The 15,367-nt window shown below is 68.5% G+C and carries 22 protein-coding genes; 17 read left to right on the forward strand and 5 right to left on the reverse strand.

The genetic code is table 11. From position 1 onward, the window contains the following. The 4 genes from Q0C81_RS05990 to Q0C81_RS06005 all read left to right on the forward strand — a co-directional run. On the forward strand, positions 1–391 hold a 391-nt coding region (locus Q0C81_RS05990; protein ID WP_291834979.1), incomplete at its 5' end, for a response regulator. Next, positions 388–1,434 carry a histidine kinase dimerization/phosphoacceptor domain -containing protein gene (locus tag Q0C81_RS05995; RefSeq protein ID WP_291834981.1) on the forward strand — a complete coding sequence of 349 codons (1,047 nt, stop codon included), beginning with the start codon at positions 388–390 and terminating at the stop codon, positions 1,432–1,434. The genes Q0C81_RS05990 and Q0C81_RS05995, both read left to right, overlap by 4 nt. Position 1,435: 1 nt before the next feature. Continuing rightward, positions 1,436–1,954, forward strand: coding sequence for an NUDIX domain-containing protein (locus tag Q0C81_RS06000; protein ID WP_291834984.1), 519 nt, complete (start codon positions 1,436–1,438; stop codon positions 1,952–1,954). A 157-nt stretch (positions 1,955–2,111) separates the two neighbouring features. Next, positions 2,112–2,297 carry a CsbD family protein gene (locus tag Q0C81_RS06005; protein WP_291834986.1) on the forward strand — a complete coding sequence of 62 codons (186 nt, stop codon included), beginning with the start codon at positions 2,112–2,114 and terminating at the stop codon, positions 2,295–2,297. Positions 2,298–2,372: 75 nt separating this feature from the next. Here Q0C81_RS06005 and Q0C81_RS06010 read toward each other — a convergent pair whose 3' ends face one another. Genes Q0C81_RS06010 through Q0C81_RS06020 form a run of 3 tightly spaced genes read right to left on the reverse strand, consistent with a single transcriptional unit; the run spans position 2,373 to position 4,651 of the window. Further along, positions 2,373–2,882: a hypothetical protein gene (locus Q0C81_RS06010; protein ID WP_291834989.1), complete on the reverse strand. Its 510-nt coding sequence runs from the start codon at positions 2,880–2,882 to the stop codon at positions 2,373–2,375. A 36-nt stretch (positions 2,883–2,918) separates the two neighbouring features. Next, positions 2,919–4,097 carry a VWA domain-containing protein gene (locus Q0C81_RS06015; protein ID WP_291834991.1) on the reverse strand — a complete coding sequence of 393 codons (1,179 nt, stop codon included), beginning with the start codon at positions 4,095–4,097 and terminating at the stop codon, positions 2,919–2,921. A gap of 20 nt (positions 4,098–4,117) precedes the next feature. Next, positions 4,118–4,651: a GNAT family N-acetyltransferase gene (locus tag Q0C81_RS06020; RefSeq protein ID WP_291834995.1), complete on the reverse strand. Its 534-nt coding sequence runs from the start codon at positions 4,649–4,651 to the stop codon at positions 4,118–4,120. A 115-nt stretch (positions 4,652–4,766) separates the two neighbouring features. Between Q0C81_RS06020 and Q0C81_RS06025 the strand changes: the two genes are divergently transcribed. The 3 genes from Q0C81_RS06025 (at position 4,767) to Q0C81_RS06035 (ending at position 7,043) form a co-directional block, all read left to right on the forward strand. Then, complete coding sequence (locus Q0C81_RS06025; RefSeq protein WP_291834997.1) at positions 4,767–5,687, forward strand: histone deacetylase family protein; 921 nt, start codon at positions 4,767–4,769, stop codon at positions 5,685–5,687. Positions 5,688–5,748: 61 nt separating this feature from the next. Next, on the forward strand, positions 5,749–6,399 hold the full coding sequence (locus Q0C81_RS06030) for a histidine phosphatase family protein (RefSeq protein WP_291835000.1): 651 nt from the start codon (positions 5,749–5,751) through the stop codon (positions 6,397–6,399). Between the two features lie 17 nt (positions 6,400–6,416). Next, positions 6,417–7,043, forward strand: a complete 627-nt coding sequence (locus Q0C81_RS06035; RefSeq protein ID WP_291835004.1) for a peptidylprolyl isomerase — start codon at positions 6,417–6,419, stop codon at positions 7,041–7,043. Between the two features lie 5 nt (positions 7,044–7,048). Here Q0C81_RS06035 and Q0C81_RS06040 read toward each other — a convergent pair whose 3' ends face one another. Next, a complete protein-coding gene (locus Q0C81_RS06040) occupies positions 7,049–7,405 on the reverse strand; it encodes a hypothetical protein (protein ID WP_291835007.1) in 357 nt (118 codons plus the stop codon). Next, positions 7,402–8,376 (reverse strand): hypothetical protein, encoded by a 975-nt coding sequence (locus Q0C81_RS06045; protein WP_291835010.1) that lies wholly within the window; start codon positions 8,374–8,376, stop codon positions 7,402–7,404. Before Q0C81_RS06045 ends, Q0C81_RS06040 begins: the two co-directional genes overlap by 4 nt. A gap of 127 nt (positions 8,377–8,503) precedes the next feature. On the opposite strand from Q0C81_RS06045, the gene Q0C81_RS06050 reads away from it, so the two are divergent. From Q0C81_RS06050 to Q0C81_RS06095, 10 genes are all read left to right on the forward strand, one after another. After that, on the forward strand, positions 8,504–8,749 hold the full coding sequence (locus tag Q0C81_RS06050) for an exodeoxyribonuclease VII small subunit (RefSeq protein WP_291835012.1): 246 nt from the start codon (positions 8,504–8,506) through the stop codon (positions 8,747–8,749). After that, positions 8,749–9,099: a tRNA-binding protein gene (locus Q0C81_RS06055; RefSeq protein WP_291835015.1), complete on the forward strand. Its 351-nt coding sequence runs from the start codon at positions 8,749–8,751 to the stop codon at positions 9,097–9,099. The genes Q0C81_RS06050 and Q0C81_RS06055 overlap by 1 nt, the downstream gene beginning before the upstream one ends. A 38-nt stretch (positions 9,100–9,137) precedes the next feature. Next, complete coding sequence (locus tag Q0C81_RS06060; protein WP_291835042.1) at positions 9,138–10,007, forward strand: polyprenyl synthetase family protein; 870 nt, start codon at positions 9,138–9,140, stop codon at positions 10,005–10,007. Positions 10,008–10,125: 118 nt separating this feature from the next. Further along, on the forward strand, positions 10,126–12,036 hold the full coding sequence (dxs, locus tag Q0C81_RS06065; RefSeq protein WP_291835017.1) for a 1-deoxy-D-xylulose-5-phosphate synthase: 1,911 nt from the start codon (positions 10,126–10,128) through the stop codon (positions 12,034–12,036). 54 nt (positions 12,037–12,090) lie between these two features. Continuing rightward, positions 12,091–12,510 (forward strand): hypothetical protein, encoded by a 420-nt coding sequence (locus tag Q0C81_RS06070; protein ID WP_291835019.1) that lies wholly within the window; start codon positions 12,091–12,093, stop codon positions 12,508–12,510. Between the two features lie 249 nt (positions 12,511–12,759). Then, positions 12,760–13,119, forward strand: a complete 360-nt coding sequence (locus Q0C81_RS06075) for an AtpZ/AtpI family protein (RefSeq protein ID WP_291835022.1) — start codon at positions 12,760–12,762, stop codon at positions 13,117–13,119. Positions 13,120–13,126: 7 nt separating this feature from the next. After that, positions 13,127–13,900, forward strand: coding sequence for a F0F1 ATP synthase subunit A (locus Q0C81_RS06080; RefSeq protein ID WP_291835025.1), 774 nt, complete (start codon positions 13,127–13,129; stop codon positions 13,898–13,900). 55 nt (positions 13,901–13,955) lie between these two features. Then, on the forward strand, positions 13,956–14,180 hold the full coding sequence (locus tag Q0C81_RS06085; RefSeq protein WP_056619394.1) for a F0F1 ATP synthase subunit C: 225 nt from the start codon (positions 13,956–13,958) through the stop codon (positions 14,178–14,180). 71 nt (positions 14,181–14,251) lie between these two features. Next, positions 14,252–14,845, forward strand: a complete 594-nt coding sequence (locus Q0C81_RS06090; RefSeq protein ID WP_291835036.1) for a hypothetical protein — start codon at positions 14,252–14,254, stop codon at positions 14,843–14,845. Next, a complete protein-coding gene (locus Q0C81_RS06095; protein WP_291835039.1) occupies positions 14,845–15,357 on the forward strand; it encodes a F0F1 ATP synthase subunit B in 513 nt (170 codons plus the stop codon). Before Q0C81_RS06090 ends, Q0C81_RS06095 begins: the two co-directional genes overlap by 1 nt. Positions 15,358–15,367 lie beyond the last annotated feature (10 nt).

Below are 15,367 nucleotides of genomic sequence, written 5' to 3' on the forward strand. Positions count from 1 at the left end.
TGATCTCGGTCACGCCAAGCTGATCGAAAAGAATATCCGCCGCGCCAACATCGCCAATGATATCGCGCACTTCGCCGACGGCAGCTCCGCCCTGGACTATCTGTTCAGCGCCCCCGTCAAGGCCAACGGGCCGCTGCTGATCCTGCTGGACCTGAACCTGCCGGACATGTCGGGCACGGACATTCTGGAGAAGGTCAAGAACGACGAGCGACTGCGCCGCGCGCCGGTGGTCGTCCTGACCACCACGGACGACAAGGTCGAGATCCAGCGCTGCTACGATCTGGGCTGCAACGTCTACATCACCAAGCCGGTCGACTACGAAAGCTTTGCGGGAGCTATCCGCCAGCTCGGGCTTTTCCTGTCCGTCATGCAGGCGCCGGAGATCGAGTGAAGACCCACGGGGAGGTCATCCGCCTGCTCTACATCGACGATGACCGCGGACTGTCGCGGTTGGTCGAGAAGGAGCTCGGGCGTCACGGCTACGCCGTTTCCTGCGCCCCCGACGGGGATGCGGGGCTGAACCTTCTCATCACGCGTCCGGGCGATTTCGACGCCGTCGCCCTGGACCACTACATGCCCGGCCGCGACGGGCTGGACGTATTGCCGGACATCGTCGCTCTGACCGACCCGCCGCCGGTGGTCTATGTGACCGGAGCCCAGGAGGGGCGCATCGCCGTCGCCGCCCTGCGCGCCGGCGCCGCCGACTACGTCATCAAGGACGTGTCCGAGGACTTCACCGCCCTGCTGCGCAACGCGGTCGAGGAAGCGGTGCGGCGCCGCCGCCTGCAGCGCGAGCATGACGAGGCGCAGGAACAGGTCCGCCTCGCCCGCGACCGCGCCGAGGCCATGCTGCGCGAGGTCAACCATCGTGTCGGCAACTCGCTGCAGCTGGTGTCCAGCTTCATGTCGCTACAGCTGCGCCACCTCGCCGATGAGGGCGCCCGGGCGGCGCTGAAGGAATCCCAGGCCCGCATCGAGGCCGTCGCCCACGTCCACCGCCGCCTCTACACCTCGGGCGACATGACCTCCGTGGACATGGACGAGTACCTGAAGGGCCTGATCGACGAGCTGGGCAAGTCGGTGGGACCGGGCGCGGGCTCGCCCGCCATCACGCTTGAGGTCGAGCCCCTGCGGGTGTCGACCGATCAGGCGGTTTCCCTTGGCGTGGTGGTCACCGAGCTGGTCACCAACGCGGTGAAGTACGCCTACGCGCCCGGACAAGGGGGCGAGATCCGCGTCATCCTGCGCGCCGACGCTGACGGCCGCGCCCTGCTGACCGTCGAGGACGACGGCCCGGGCATGGGTGACGGATCCCCCAAGGGCACCGGTCTGGGCGGCAAGATCATCTCGGCCATGGCCTCGGGCCTGCGTTCGACGGTCGAGTTCGACCGGGCGCACAAGGGCGTTCGCGCGCGCCTGGCCTTCGATCTCTGACATGACCGCCGCCTTGCAGTTCGGCGTTGCGGAGCCTGGGCTCGACTATGTCCTGCGCCCCACCGCCTTCGGCCTGGTCTTCCGCGACAGCAAGCTGGCCTGTGTTCGGGTCGATCGCGGCGAGGGCAGCTATTACGACCTGCCGGGCGGCGCGGTGGACGGCGACGAGAACGAGGAACAGGCGCTGATCCGCGAGTTCGTGGAGGAGACGGGCATGACCGTTCGCCCCTTCGCCCGCATCGCCGAGGCCTCCCAGTTCTTCCGCAAATCGACCGGCGAGCCTCTCAACAATACCGGCGGCTACTGGATCGCCGAACAGGTCTCGCTGGATCCCTCGGCCAAGGTCGAGGCGGATCATGAGCTGGTCTGGCTGCATCCGCACACCGCCCTGAACGAGCTGCGCCACGACGCCCATGCCTGGGCGGTGGCGGCGTGGTTGCGGCGCAAGACCATTTTTGCTTCAGGTCGGATCGACCTGAATCCAAAAAATGGTCCAGCATCAAACTGGAGCGAAATCTGAGCCGAGCTGGACAGCGTCCAGCTCAACCGATTTCACTCTAGGGCTGATCTCCGTACGGTCCCGCACACTGTGACGCGGGCGGGAACATCGCTCCGCCTTCGCCCGTTCTCCTATCGAAGCGCCGTCCTCCCCTCGGCGCTCTTCCAAGGAGACTCTGATGCCCGATCAAGACCGTATCGACGGCGCCGCCAAGAACATCGGCGGCAAGGCCAAGGAACTCGCCGGCAAGATCACCGGCGACGAAAAGCTGAAAGCGGAAGGCAAGGCCGACCAGGCCGCCGGCAAGATCCAGAACGCCGTCGGCGGCCTCAAGGACACCCTGCGCGGCGACAAGCGCAGCTAGGACCGTCCGATCCTGCATTTCGAAGCGCCGCGTTCCCTCCGGGAGCGCGGCGTTCGCGTATCCGCCTGAGGGGAGTCAGTCGCGGCGGCCGAGGTTGATCTTCAGGCCTTCTTCGCGAACCTCCCGGCCGCCGACCGTGCATTCCTCGCGGAAAGCGACCGCGCCCTGGTTCGTGACGGCGGGTCGGGTTGTGCAGTTCCGGTCGCTCAGATCCGGGCCGGCGGGCACGCTGCGGCTCGGCGCGCCGCACTGCATCGCATAGCGGTCGCCGGCCGCTTCCTGGCGGCAGTTGTCCGGCGATCCGCTGGGGCGCAGGCCGGCGGGCAGGGCGTCGCCGAGATTGGCGGCCAGGGCGAGGCGCACGCGGCTTTGGCATGCCTCCATCGGCTCCGAGGCCGCGCGGATCAGGGGGCTGCATTCCGAGCGCTCATAGCCGAAAGGATCGGCGCGGGCCCAGTCGGGAATCGCGGGGGCGGCGGCTGTCGCGGTCACGGCGGGAGCGGGCTCCGCGGGCGCGGTCCAGACGACCGGGCCGGGCGCGGCCTGTTGCAGCATCAGGGCGGAAAGCACGGCGGCGGTCAGCATGGGGGGAGCCTCCGAAATGTACGGTCCCACGCTAGCCTATTTCGCCAGCGCCCGCATCGCCTTCTCCAGCCCGTCCAGCGTCAGCGGATACATGCGCTCGTCTATGACATCGCGGATCAGGCCCACGGACGCCGAATAGTTCCAGTACCGCTCCGGCGACGGGTTCAGCCACGCCACCTTGTCCCACTGCTGCGTGGCCCGCTTCAGCCAGACCGCGCCGGCCTCCTCGTTCCAGTGCTCGACCGAGCCGCCGGGCATGGTCACCTCATAGGGGCTCATGGTCGCGTCGCCGACGAAGATGGCGCGCCAGTCGGCGGGGTATTTGTTCAGCACATCCCAGGTCGGGATCTTCTCGGCGTGCCGGCGCCGGTTGTCCTTCCACACGCCCTCGTAGAGGCAGTTGTGGAAATAGAAGAATTCCAGGTGCTTGAACTCGGTCTTCGCCGCCGAGAACAGCTCCTCGCACATCTTCACATGGGCATCCATCGAGCCGCCGATGTCGAGGAACAGCAGCACCTTGATCGTGTTGCGCCGCTCGGGCCGCATGTGGATGTCCAGCCAGCCTTGGCGCGCCGTGCCGTCGATGGTGGCGTCCATGTCCAGCTCGTCCGCCGCGCCCTGGCGGGCGAAGCGGCGCAGGCGGCGCAGGGCGACCTTGATGTTGCGCGTGCCCAGTTCGACCTGATCGTCCAGGTTCTTGTACTCGCGCTTCTCCCAGACCTTTACGGCCCGGCCCTGCTTGCCGGGGCCGCCGATGCGCACGCCTTCGGGATTGTAGCCGCCGTGGCCGAAGGGGCTGGTCCCGCCCGTGCCGACCCATTTGCTGCCGCCCTCGTGCCGGCCCTTCTGTTCTTCCAGACGCTCTTTCAGCGTCTCCATCAGCTTGTCGAAGCCGCCCATGGCCTCGATCTGGGCCTTCTCCTCGTCTGAGAGGAATTTCTCGTTCAGCAGCCGCAGCCAGTCCTCGGGGAGGTCGGTGGTCAGGTCCTCGCCCGCGCCGACCGTCTCGATCCCCGCGAACACCTTGCCGAACACCTGGTCAAAGCGGTCGTAGTGCTTCTCGTCCTTGACCAGGACGGCGCGCGACAGGTGGTAGAAGTCATCCACCTTTCCGCCGGCCACGCCCTTGTCCATGGCCTCCATCAGATGGAGCCATTCCTTCATCGACACGGGGACTTTCGCGTCGCGCAGGGCGGTGAAGAAGGGCAGGAGCATGCCCCTAACCTGATCGCCGATCAGCCGCGCCGCAAGATGAACTCGTCATCGAACCACGAGCCGACCGGATAGCGGTACTCGCCCGCCTTCTCGAAGCCGTAGGCCTCGTAGAGCTTCTGGGCCTTCAGGTTGCCGCTCCAGACCCCGATCCACATCGGGCCGGTGGTATTGGCCTGCATCCACTCCAGCGAGATCGCCAGCAGACGGGTGCCCAGTCCCAGCCCCTGCGCGGCCTTCGAGACGTACAGCCGCCGCAGCTCGGCGTGGCCGGCCTCGCCCTCGGGGTGGGGCAGGGTGTTCGGCCCGGTGTTGGCGAAGGCCAGCAGGTCGCCGTCGCGCTCCGCCACCCACCAGGCCGCGCCCGGCTCAGCCAGTTTGGTGCGGATCGTGTCGGCGTTGAAGCTCGCGTCCAGGAAGGCCGTCAGGTCGGCTTCCGGATAGGGAATGGCGAAGCCGTCGGCGGCGACGAAGGTGTCGATGAAGGTCTGGCGGCCCAGGTCGGCCAAGGCTTGTGCGTCTTCGGGCTGGGCGGGGCGGATCAGGGCGTCGGTCATTATCCCGCTTTGAGCCTTCGCGCCGCCGTGAACACAACCCCCTAAATCCGCGCCTCCCAGCGTCCGCCGGGATGAGCGGATGATTTTGGTGAACCCAGAGCCTAGTCTCACGGTCATGAGCGCGACCCTCTTCACCCATCCGGACATGCTGGCCCATCAGCCGGGGCTGGGACATCCGGAAAGCCCGGAGCGGCTGAAGGCGGTGCTGGACGCGCTGGACGACGCGGGCCTGGGCCGCGACCGCCGCGCCGCCGCTGAAGCCTCGGTCGCCGATCTGGAGCGGCTGCACCCGGCGGCCTATGTCGCCCGCCTGCTGGACGCCTCGCCCGCCGAGGGGCTGAACCAACTGGACGCCGATACCGTCCTTTCGCCCGGCAGCATCCGCGCCGCCCGCCTGGCCGCCGGGGCGGTGGTCGATGCGGTGCGCGCCGTGGCCCGGGGCGAGCTGACCCGCGCCTTCGCCGCCGTCCGTCCGCCCGGTCACCACGCCGAGCCCGACCGGGCCATGGGGTTCTGCCTGTTCTCCAACGTCGCCGTCGCCGCCCGCGTGGCCCAGTCGGAAGGCCTGGTCCGCGTCGCCGTGATCGATTTCGACGTGCACCACGGCAACGGCACCCAGGCGGCGTTCGAGACCGACGACAGCCTGTTTCTGGGCTCCATCCACCAGATGCCGCTCTATCCCGGCACGGGCGCTGCCTCCGAGACCGGCGTCGGCAACATCGTCAACGCGCCCGTCGCGCCCCACGCGGCGCGCGAGGCGTGGCGCGCGACCTTCGCCGGCGGACTGATGCCGGCCTTGCAGGGCTTTCGGCCCGACCTGATTCTGATCTCCTCCGGATTCGACGCGCACCGCCGCGATCCATTGGCCCACCAGAGCCTGGAGGCCGAGGATTTCGCCTGGGCCACCCGCGCCGTCATAGAGGTCGCGCGTTCGTGCTGCGGCGGGAAGGTTGTCTCATCGCTCGAGGGCGGTTACGACCTAGAAGGGCTGGGCCGTTCGGCGGTCGCCCATGTACAGGCCCTGGGGGAGGAATAAGGACGGTCTGCCAAAGGTTTGGCCCTCCAATGTTATGCCCCTCGCCGCTAGAGACTCATCCTTGGTCGATACCCCCGCGTCCGCGCCGTCAGAGCCTGTCCCGCCCCAAGATCGCGTCAGGGCGGCGCTGGTCGCGGTGCGTCCCGGCGCCATTATCCTGGCCCGCCATGGCGAACCGGCCCTGTCGCGCAAATGCATGCTGACCTCGGACCAGTACCGCGACTGGTGGGCGAAGTATGAGATCGGCGGCCTGCGCGCCGGCCAGACCCCTCCGCCTGAACTGGTCGCCGCCGCCGAGGGCGCGGGCGCCATCTACGCTTCGACCCGCCCCCGTGCGCAGGAGACGGCCGCCGCCGCCGCCGCGGGCAAGGAGGTCATGACCGACGCCCTGTTCATCGAGGCGCCGCTGCCGCCGCCGCACTTCCCCGCCTGGTTCAAGCTGCCGCCGAAATACTGGGGCGCGGTCGCCCGTTTCTGGTGGCACGCCTTCAATCACCACGAGGGTCAGGAGACCCGGCACGAGGCCGAGGCCCGCGCCGAGCAGGCCGCCCAGGTCCTCATCGGACGCGCCGAAAGCGGTCAGGACGTGCTGGTGCTGGCGCACGGCTATTTCAATCACATGGTCGGTCGCCGCCTGAAGGCCGACGGGTGGAAGCTGGTTCACAACCAGGGCTTCCGCTACTGGTCCCAGCGCCGCTACGAGAAGCGCTGAAGCGAAACGGAGGCGTCATGATCCGGCGATCCCTGCTTTCCGGCCTCCTCGGCCTTCTTCTGCTGTTCGGCGCCGGCCCGGTCCTGGCCCAGGACGCCGCGACGCCCGCACCCGCCGGGGTCCGCGTGGCCCTCGTCACCGATCTGGGGACCATCCTCGTCGAGACCGATCCGCGCGCGCCGCTGACCTCGGCCAACTTCCTCCGCTATGTCGATCAGCGCCGTCTCGACGGCCTGACCTTCTATCGCGCCATGCAACTGGGGCCGGACGCGGGCCTGATCCAGGGCGGCGCCAGCGGAGCCCGGGACCGGATCCTGCCGCCCGTGGCGCATGAACCGACCAGCCAGACCGGCCTGACCCACACCGAAGGCGCCCTGTCGATGGCGCAGAACGCGCCCGGCACGGCGACGGCCGACTTCTTCATCATCGTGGGCAGCCTGACCTCGCTGGACGCCGGCAAGACCACGCCCGACGATCCGGGCTACGCCGTGTTCGGCCATGTGGTCGAGGGCATGGATGTGGTTCGCACCATCCTGGCGGCGCCCAAGTCGCCGACTGAAGGCGAAGGTGTCATGCAGGGCCAGATGCTGGAGCCGCGGGTCCGTATCATCTCCGCCCGCCGGGTAGAGACGCCGTCGCCCTGAGCCGGTCAGGCGTCTTCCGTCGCCTTCGCCGCCTTGTCGATCAGGGTTTTCACCCCGTCCAGCAGATCGGCGAACGCCCGCAGCCGGGTGACGATGTCCACCTCGTCCTTACGCGCCTTGTCGACCGCGGCCTTGGCGTCCTTCGCGGCCTTGAACGCGGCCTCCACCGCCGGGCCGGTTTCGGCCAGCCAGGCGTTGGCGGCGCGCAGCATCTGGGTGTGAAGGCCGTCCAGGTTGGCGTTGACCGCCTTCAGCTTCACCGCGTCGCCGCCGCAGGCCTTGCGGTCCGTCTTGCGGGCGCTCCACGCATCCGAATAAGCCTGCGCGGCCAGGGCGAAGCGCTCCTCATGGGTGCTGCTCATCGGGCGGCCTCCTTCGGCGCGGGGATCAGGGCTGTGATCTCGGCGATGGCCCGGTTCAGGTCCGCGATGTCGGCGGCACCCACGGTCTCGAAATCGGTGTGGGCCGTCTCCAGCTTGGCGAGGGTGTTCAGGATGGCGTCATAGCGCGCGGCCTGCAGGCGCACCCGGTCATTGGCCTGTCCGCGCAGGAAGGCGAGGGTCGCGCCCCGCGCGCTGGGATTGGACGCCAGGATCTGCTCGGCGTCAGGGACCAGGGTCACGCCCAGGTCGGCGGCCATGGGCTGCAACAGAGGCGATCGCGAGATCAGTCCGGCGTTGTAGAGGGCCTCGACCGCGGCGCCTTCCTGATCAGCGAACGATCCCGACAGGGCGTTGAACAGCCGCATCTCGGCCCCCAGCGACCGGCGCAGCAGGACGACGGCGTCGCGGATGCGGGCGCTGCCGTTGCGCAGCCGGGTCCGTTGCCGGTCGCCGGCCAGCAGCCCCGCGCCCTGACTGATCGCGCTGCCCAGAGGGGCGCTGATCAGGGCGCCCGATCCGGGTTGCAGGATGTCGGCATAGGCGTTGACGCTGGTGGTCAGGCGACCGACCACGGCCTCCATCGCGCCCGCCGCGTCGTACTGCGCCTCCTGTCCCAGCGCCCGATAAGCGTCGGCCAGGGCGGTCAGCGCATCGGCCCTCAGGTTGATCGCCCGGATCAGCTTGCCGACCTCCTGGGCGTTGGCGTCGCTCTGGTCCGCCGGCTCACACTGGTTCGGATCGGCCAGTTCGATGCAGGTCTCCCAGGTGTTGGTGAAGGCCATCAGCTCTTCCTGCCGGTCCAGCCGTCCCGACAGGTCGCGCACCTCCTTCGCCGCAAGGTCCGAGGCCTCCGCGCCGCTCTTGGCTAGATCTGCCGCCTGGTCGCGAGGCACGGTGGCGCAGCCCGCCAGTCCGGCGCACACTCCCGCGATGATCAGCCATCCCCGCATGATCGCTCCCCGCTCTTCCCGAACCTGAACGCGTGTAGTCGGTAACGACGGTATGTGGAACGCCCTTTCAACGCATTGCCGCCACGGGGTCCACTGACTAAGGAAGGTGTTCGTCCGTGGAAGCCCTATGACCGACACTCCCATCCCCGCCGAACTGAGTTTTGAAGACGCGCTGCAGCGCCTGGAGCAGATCGTCCAGAAGCTGGAATCCGGCCAGGCGCCGCTCGAGGAATCGATCGCCCTGTACGAGGAGGGCGCGCGCCTGAAGGCGCATTGCGAGGCGCGGCTGAAGGCCGCCCAACTGCGCGTCGAGAAGATCGTCGTGGGTCCCGACGGCCAGCCGCGCGGCGCCGAGCCGGCGGCGTTCGACTGATGTCCGGACCGGCCGAAACCATCGGCTTCGACGACTTCATGAAGGTCGATATTCGCGTCGGCCGGGTGCTGAAGGCCGAGCCGTTCCCGGAGGCCCGCAAGCCCGCCTACAAGCTGACCATCGACTTCGGTCCGGACATCGGGGTCAAGAAGTCCTCGGCCCAGATCACCGTGCACTACACGCTCGAGGAGCTGGAGGGCCGCAAGGTCGCCGCCGTGGTCAACTTCCCGCCGCGCCAGATCGGGCCGGTCCGGTCCGAGGTCCTGACCCTCGGCTTCCCTGACGAGAACGGCGCCGTGGTGCTGGTCGGGGTCGATCGCGACGTTCCCGTGGGCGGGAGGCTGTTCTGAACAAGCCTCACGCCGCCAACTCGCCCGAGCAGGGCGTCATCGACCGGGTGGCCGAGGTCGCCGACCTGGTCACCGTGGCGCTGGATGAATTGCTGCCGCGCGCCGAGGGGCCGGAATCGCGCCTCACCGAGGCCATGCGCTACGCCGCGCTCGGTCCGGGCAAGCGGCTGCGGCCCTTCTTCGCCCTCGAAGCCGCCCAGCTGTTCGACATCGAGGAACGCCCGGTCCTGCGCGCCGCCTGCGCCCTGGAGTGCGTCCACGCCTACAGCCTGGTCCATGACGACCTGCCCTGCATGGACGATGACGACGTCCGGCGCGGCCGTCCGACGGTGCACATCGCCTATGACGAGGCTACCGCCGTCCTCGCCGGCGATGCGCTGCAGACCGCCGCCTTCGACATCATCCTGCACGAGGACACCCACGAGGATCCCGCCATCCGCTGCGAGCTGGCGGCCCGTCTGTCGATGGCGTCCGGCGCGCGCGGCATGGCCGGCGGCCAGATGATCGACCTCCTTGGCGTCCGCGACGACCTGGGCGGCGTGGCCCGCATGCAGCGGCTCAAGACCGGCGCCTTGTTCACCTTCGCCTTCGAGATCCCGCTGATCATCGCCCAGGCCCGCGAGGTGCACCGCCAGGCCCTGACCAGCTTCGCCCACGACATCGGCCTGGCCTACCAGATCGTCGACGACCTGCTGGACGTCGAGGGCGACGAGGACATTCTGGGCAAGGCGGCCCGCAAGGATCACGCCCAGGGCAAGACCAATTTCGTCACCCTGCTGGGCGTCGACCAGGCGCGGCACAGGGTCGCGCACCTGGCGGACCAGGCCCGCGCCCACTTGGACGTGTTCGGGCCCGACGCGGATATCCTTAAGGCCAGCGTGGACTTTGTGCTTCAGCGCCGGTCCTGATACGGAGCGGATCCCTGCACTGGTCCTGCACGGATTTTTCAGATCGCATCGACCTCGACCGCAGCGAAATGCTCTACTGCGTGTTGGAAGACCAAAGGCCTAGGTACGAACCGCCCGCATGCCCGATACCCCGATCCTCGACCAGGTGAAGTTCCCCGCCGATATGCGGGACTTCGACATCGCCCAGCTGAAGCAGCTGGCTGACGACGTGCGGACCGAGACCATCGACGCCGTATCGGTGACCGGCGGCCACCTCGGCGCCGGCCTGGGCGTGGTCGAGCTGACGGTCGCCCTGCACCATGTGTTCGAGACGCCCAGGGACATCCTGATCTGGGACGTCGGTCACCAGTGCTATCCGCACAAGATTCTGACCGGACGCCGCGACCGCATCCGCACCCTGCGTCAGGGCGGCGGCCTGTCGGGCTTCACCAAGCGATCCGAGAGCGAATACGACCCCTTCGGCGCGGCCCACGCCTCGACTTCGATCAGCGCTGCGCTCGGCTTCGCCGCCGCCCGCGACCAGAAGGGCGAGAGCAACCGCGTGGTCGCCGTCATCGGCGACGGCTCCATCTCCGCCGGCATGGCCTACGAGGCCATGAACAATGCGGCCGAGGCCACCAACGGCCAGCTGATGGTGATCCTGAACGACAACGACATGTCGATCGCCCCGCCGGTCGGCGGCATGAGCGCCTATCTGGCCCGTCAGGTCTCGGGCGGCGCCTATCGCCAGGTCCGCAACATCGGCAAGAAATTCGTCGAGCACCTGCCGCGCCCGTTCAAGAACGCCGCCCGCAAGGCCGAGGAATACGCCCGCGGCATGATCGTCGGCGGCACCTTCTTCGAGGAGCTGGGCTTCTACTACGTCGGCCCCATCGACGGGCACGACATGGACAACCTGGTCCCCATCCTGAAGAACGCCGCCGCCATCACCGACCGTCCGGTGCTGGTCCATGTCGTGACCCAGAAGGGCAAGGGCTACGCCCCGGCCGAGAGCAGCGCCGACAAACTGCATGCCGTGGTCAAGTTCGACGTCGTCTCGGGCAAGCAGTCCAAGCCGGTCTCCAACGCGCCCAGCTACACCAAGGTGTTCGGCACAGAGCTGATCAAGCGGGCTCAGATCGATCCGACGGTGGTGGCCATCACCGCCGCCATGCCCTCGGGCACCGGCCTCGACCTGTTCGGCGCGGCCTTCCCGACCCGCACCTATGACGTCGGCATCGCCGAGCAGCACGCCGTCACCTTCGCCGCCGGCCTGGCCGCCGACGGGATGAAGCCGGTCTGCGCCATCTATTCGACCTTCCTCCAGCGCGGCTACGACCAGGTCGTCCACGACGTGGCTATCCAGTCCCTGCCGGTGCGCTTCGCCATGGACCGCGCCGGCCTGGTCGGCGCTGACGGCTCGACCCACGCGGGCAGCTTCGACATCGGCTACATGGGCGCGCTGCCGGGCATGGTCCTGATGGCCGCCTCGGACGAGGCCGAGCTGGCCGCCATGATCGCCACCAGCCTGGAGATCGACGACCGCCCCTCAGCCTTCCGCTACCCGCGCGGCGACGGCGTCGGGGTCGAGATTCCGGAACTGGCCGCCCCGCTCCAGATCGGCAAGGGCCGCGTCGTGCGCGAGGGCACGACCGTCGCCATCCTGTCGCTGGGCACCCGCCTGCAGGAATCGCTCAAGGCCGCCGACGCCCTGGCCGCGCGCGGCGTCTCGGCCACCGTCGCCGACGCCCGCTTCGCCAAGCCGCTGGATGAGGCGCTGATCCTGCGTCTCGCTCGCGAGCATGAATGCCTGATTACGGTGGAAGAGGGCGCCATGGGCGGCTTCGGCGCCTTCGTGCTCCAGATGCTGGCCGAGAAGGGCGCGCTGGACGGCGGGCTCAAGATCCGCACCCTGCACCTCCCCGACGTCTTCCAGGACCAGGACAGCCCGGCGGTCCAGTACGCCCAGGCCGGCCTGAACGCCGAGCAGATCGCCGCCACGGCCCTGCAGGCCCTGGGCGTCGAGGCGACCCGCGCGGTTCGGGCCTGAGGCAACTTAGAGGCCGGCATGCCGTTTTGAACCGGGGCGGTTCGGAGCGTCGTCATGAAATCCATCGTCCTGTCTCTCGCCCTGGCGCTCGCCGCCGGGCCCGTGCTCGCCCAGGAGGCGCCGGCGGAATCGCCGCCGCCCGAGCAACTGCAGATCTTCCGCACCGGCGACGCGGCCATGAACTGCCGGCAGATTTCCGACGAGGCGGCCGACCTCAGCGCGCAGATGGGGGGCGGGCAGGGCGGCGGAGTGTTCAGTTCGGTCGTCGGCGTCGGCCGCGCGGGCGCCTCCATGCTGATCCCCGGCGCGGGCCTGGCCCTGGCCGGCGCGGACGCCCTGACCCGGCCGGAGCGCGAGCGCCGCGAGGCCCGGGCGCGGTCCATCGAGCAGCGCTGGTACTACCTCAACGGCCTCTACACCGGCCTGCGCTGCGGCGAGGAGCCGGCGATCCCGGCGCCGACGCCGGGCGGATAGACGCGGTTGCGCGGTCGTCGCCGTCACTTTGATGCGGCCCGGTTCGACGGCCCGTGCGCGAATCCTCGCGCAGCACAGCGACCGTTCGCCACGCCCGCTCAAACGGCGAAATAATCGTGCGCATTTTCAATGATCTAAAGCATCCTCGCGCCGCCTTGACCTGCGGGGGTCTCGCCTATAGGTTCCGCGCCGAATTCAGACCCCCTCCGGGGTTCGCCAACCGGCGGATCAAGGAGCGCTGAGGCCGCCATGTCCCTGCCACCGGAATCGCGCGAAGAGGCGATCGCTCGTCTCAACAAGAGCGCATCCGACCTGGAGGCGCGCACCGCGCCGCCGCTCTCTCACGAGGCTGCGGGTCAGGCGGCGGCGGGCCAGGCCTGGAAGATCATCGCCGACCTGTTCGGCGGCGTCTTCGTGGGTCTCGCGATCGGCTTCGGGGTCGATCATTTCGCCGGCACCTCGCCGGTGGGGATTATCGGCGGGGTCCTTCTGGGCTTCGCCCTCTCGGTCTGGATGGCGTGGCGCACGGCGCAGCGTCTCATGGCCGAGGCCAACAAGAGTGGGGAGCCGAAGTCGGTTCCCTTCGACGACGAAGATGAAGGAGCCTGATCGACCGATGGCCGATCCGCTACACCAGTTCCAGATCCAGAAGATCGTCGATCTGCCCGACGTCACCCTGCCGCTCGTCGGCAAGGTCGATCTCGCGTTCACGAACTCGCACCTGGCGATGACCATCGCCTTCGTCATCGTCGTGGGTTTCCTGACGCTCGTGACCAACGGCGCCAAGGTCGTCCCGGGCCGCATGCAGGCCGTGGGCGAGACCCTCTTCGGCATGATCGACGGCCTGACCGAGTCCATCATCGGTCACGACGGCAAGAAATACTTCCCGTTCGTCTTCTCGATCTTCACCTTCATCCTGGCGATGAACCTGCTCGGCATGTTCCTGAGCTTCACCGCCACCTCGCAGCTGGCCATCACGGCCACCTTCGGCGTCATCACCTTCGCGCTGGTGGTCATCGTCGGCATCGTCAAGAACGGTGTCGGCTTCCTGAAGCTGTTCTGGCCGACCGGCGCCCCGCTGGTCATGCGCCCCGTCGTCGGCCTGATCGAGTTCTTCTCGTTCCTGCTGCGCCCCATCACCCTGACGCTTCGTCTGTTCGGCAACATGATGGGCGGCCACATCGCCCTGAAGGTGTTCGCCGGTTTCGTCGCCACCGCGATCATCGGCGGCGCCGGCTGGTTCGGCATCCTGGTCTTCCCGCTGTCGCTGGGCATGACCATCGGCCTGACCGCCCTCGAGTTCCTCGTGGCCTTCCTTCAGGCCTTCGTTTTCGCCGTTCTGACCTGCATCTACCTCAACGATGTGGTCAACCTGGACCACGCCCACTAGGGCCGGACCAGTTCTTTCCAACCCAACCAAAACCTAGACCAACAGGACTGAGACCATGGATCCCCAAGCCGCTAAACTCATTGGCGCCGGCATCGCGATGTGCGGCATGATCGGCGCCGGCATCGGCGTCGGCAACATCTTCGGCCAATTCCTGGCGGGCGCCCTGCGCAACCCGTCGGCCGCCGGCTCGCAAATCGGCAACCTGTTCGTCGGCGCCGCCCTGGCTGAAGCCCTGGGCATCCTGGCCTTCGTCATGGGCATCCTGATCTGGATCTCGTAATCGGCTTCGGCGGCGCGGACCCGGTCCGCGCCGCCGGCTGACGACCTTCCAGACTCTTCTCCAGGCGACCGATGACCGCTCAAGCCCACCCCGTCATGCCCGAAGACGCGACCCACCCGGTCGCGGTCGAGGACACGCACGCCACGACCGAAGCCGCTCACGGCGGTGAACACGAGTCGGGCGGCCTGCCCCAGTTCGAGTTCCAGCACTGGGTCGGCCAGATCGTCTATCTGGTCTTCCTGTTCGCCGTTCTCTACCTCCTGATCGCCAAGATCTTCGCGCCGCGCATGCGTCGCGTGTTCGATGAGCGCGCCTCGACCATTTCGACCGCGGTCGAGACGGCTCGTCAGGTGCAGGCTGAAGCCGCCGGTCAGGCCGAAGCCGCCAAGCGCGAAGTCGAGGAGGCCCGCGCCGCCTCGCGCGCCACGGCCACCGCCGCCAAGACCCGCGTGACCGACGAAGCCAACGCCCGCGCCGCCGCGGAAGAGGCCGTCGTCTCGGCTCGTATCGCCGAGGCGGAAGCTGCGATCGGCAAAACCCGCGACGCCGCCATGGCCAACGTCTCGACCATCGCGTCGGACACCGCCGTAGCGATTGTCGAACGTCTCACCGGTAAAGCGCCGACCGGCGCTGAAGCCGCCGCCGCCGTGAAGGGCGCCGCCTGATGGAATTCTTCAATCCCCATCTCTACGACCTGGCCAACCCGGAACTTTGGGTCGCCATCGGTCTGATCATCTTCTTCGTGATCGCCGCCATCGCCGGCGTGCCCAAGCTGGTCGCGGGCGTGCTCGACGCCAAGGCCGCCAAGATCCAGGCTGAACTCGACGAGGCCGCCCGCCTGCGCGCCGAGGCCGAGGCCCTGCTGGCCCAGATCCGCGCCGAGAAGGCCGAGGCTGAAGCCCAGGCCGCCGAGATGCTGAAGGCCGCCGAAGCCGACGCCCGCCGCATGGAAGAAGAGGCGAAAGCCAAGCTGGAAGAGACCCTGACCCGCCGTCAGGCTCTGGCCGAGCGTCGCATCGCCCAGGCCGAGGCCCAGGCCGCCGCTGAGGTGAAGGCCGCCGCCGCCGATCTGGCCGCCAAGGCCGCCGAACAGATCCTGACCGCCCGTGTGGCCGGCCAGAAGAGCGATCCGCTCCTCGACGCCGCCATCGCTCAGCTGGGCACGCGGCTGAACTGATCAGGCCGTC

The organism is Brevundimonas sp. (assembly GCF_023259385.1).
Taxonomy (GTDB): domain Bacteria; phylum Pseudomonadota; class Alphaproteobacteria; order Caulobacterales; family Caulobacteraceae; genus Brevundimonas.

Coding starts and splice junctions, on each gene's coding strand:
- Q0C81_RS06000 (WP_291834984.1), top strand. CDS start 1,436: ATGACCGCCGCCTTGCAGTTCGGCGTTGCGGAGCCTGGGCTCGACTAT.
- Q0C81_RS06005 (WP_291834986.1), top strand. CDS start 2,112: ATGCCCGATCAAGACCGTATCGACGGCGCCGCCAAGAACATCGGCGGC.
- Q0C81_RS06010 (WP_291834989.1), bottom strand. CDS start 2,882: ATGCTGACCGCCGCCGTGCTTTCCGCCCTGATGCTGCAACAGGCCGCG.
- Q0C81_RS06015 (WP_291834991.1), bottom strand. CDS start 4,097: ATGCTCCTGCCCTTCTTCACCGCCCTGCGCGACGCGAAAGTCCCCGTG.
- Q0C81_RS06020 (WP_291834995.1), bottom strand. CDS start 4,651: ATGACCGACGCCCTGATCCGCCCCGCCCAGCCCGAAGACGCACAAGCC.
- Q0C81_RS06025 (WP_291834997.1), top strand. CDS start 4,767: ATGAGCGCGACCCTCTTCACCCATCCGGACATGCTGGCCCATCAGCCG.
- Q0C81_RS06035 (WP_291835004.1), top strand. CDS start 6,417: ATGATCCGGCGATCCCTGCTTTCCGGCCTCCTCGGCCTTCTTCTGCTG.
- Q0C81_RS06040 (WP_291835007.1), bottom strand. CDS start 7,405: ATGAGCAGCACCCATGAGGAGCGCTTCGCCCTGGCCGCGCAGGCTTAT.
- Q0C81_RS06045 (WP_291835010.1), bottom strand. CDS start 8,376: ATGCGGGGATGGCTGATCATCGCGGGAGTGTGCGCCGGACTGGCGGGC.
- Q0C81_RS06050 (WP_291835012.1), top strand. CDS start 8,504: ATGACCGACACTCCCATCCCCGCCGAACTGAGTTTTGAAGACGCGCTG.
- Q0C81_RS06055 (WP_291835015.1), top strand. CDS start 8,749: ATGTCCGGACCGGCCGAAACCATCGGCTTCGACGACTTCATGAAGGTC.
- dxs (WP_291835017.1), top strand. CDS start 10,126: ATGCCCGATACCCCGATCCTCGACCAGGTGAAGTTCCCCGCCGATATG.
- Q0C81_RS06070 (WP_291835019.1), top strand. CDS start 12,091: ATGAAATCCATCGTCCTGTCTCTCGCCCTGGCGCTCGCCGCCGGGCCC.
- Q0C81_RS06075 (WP_291835022.1), top strand. CDS start 12,760: ATGTCCCTGCCACCGGAATCGCGCGAAGAGGCGATCGCTCGTCTCAAC.
- Q0C81_RS06080 (WP_291835025.1), top strand. CDS start 13,127: ATGGCCGATCCGCTACACCAGTTCCAGATCCAGAAGATCGTCGATCTG.
- Q0C81_RS06085 (WP_056619394.1), top strand. CDS start 13,956: ATGGATCCCCAAGCCGCTAAACTCATTGGCGCCGGCATCGCGATGTGC.
- Q0C81_RS06090 (WP_291835036.1), top strand. CDS start 14,252: ATGACCGCTCAAGCCCACCCCGTCATGCCCGAAGACGCGACCCACCCG.
- Q0C81_RS06095 (WP_291835039.1), top strand. CDS start 14,845: ATGGAATTCTTCAATCCCCATCTCTACGACCTGGCCAACCCGGAACTT.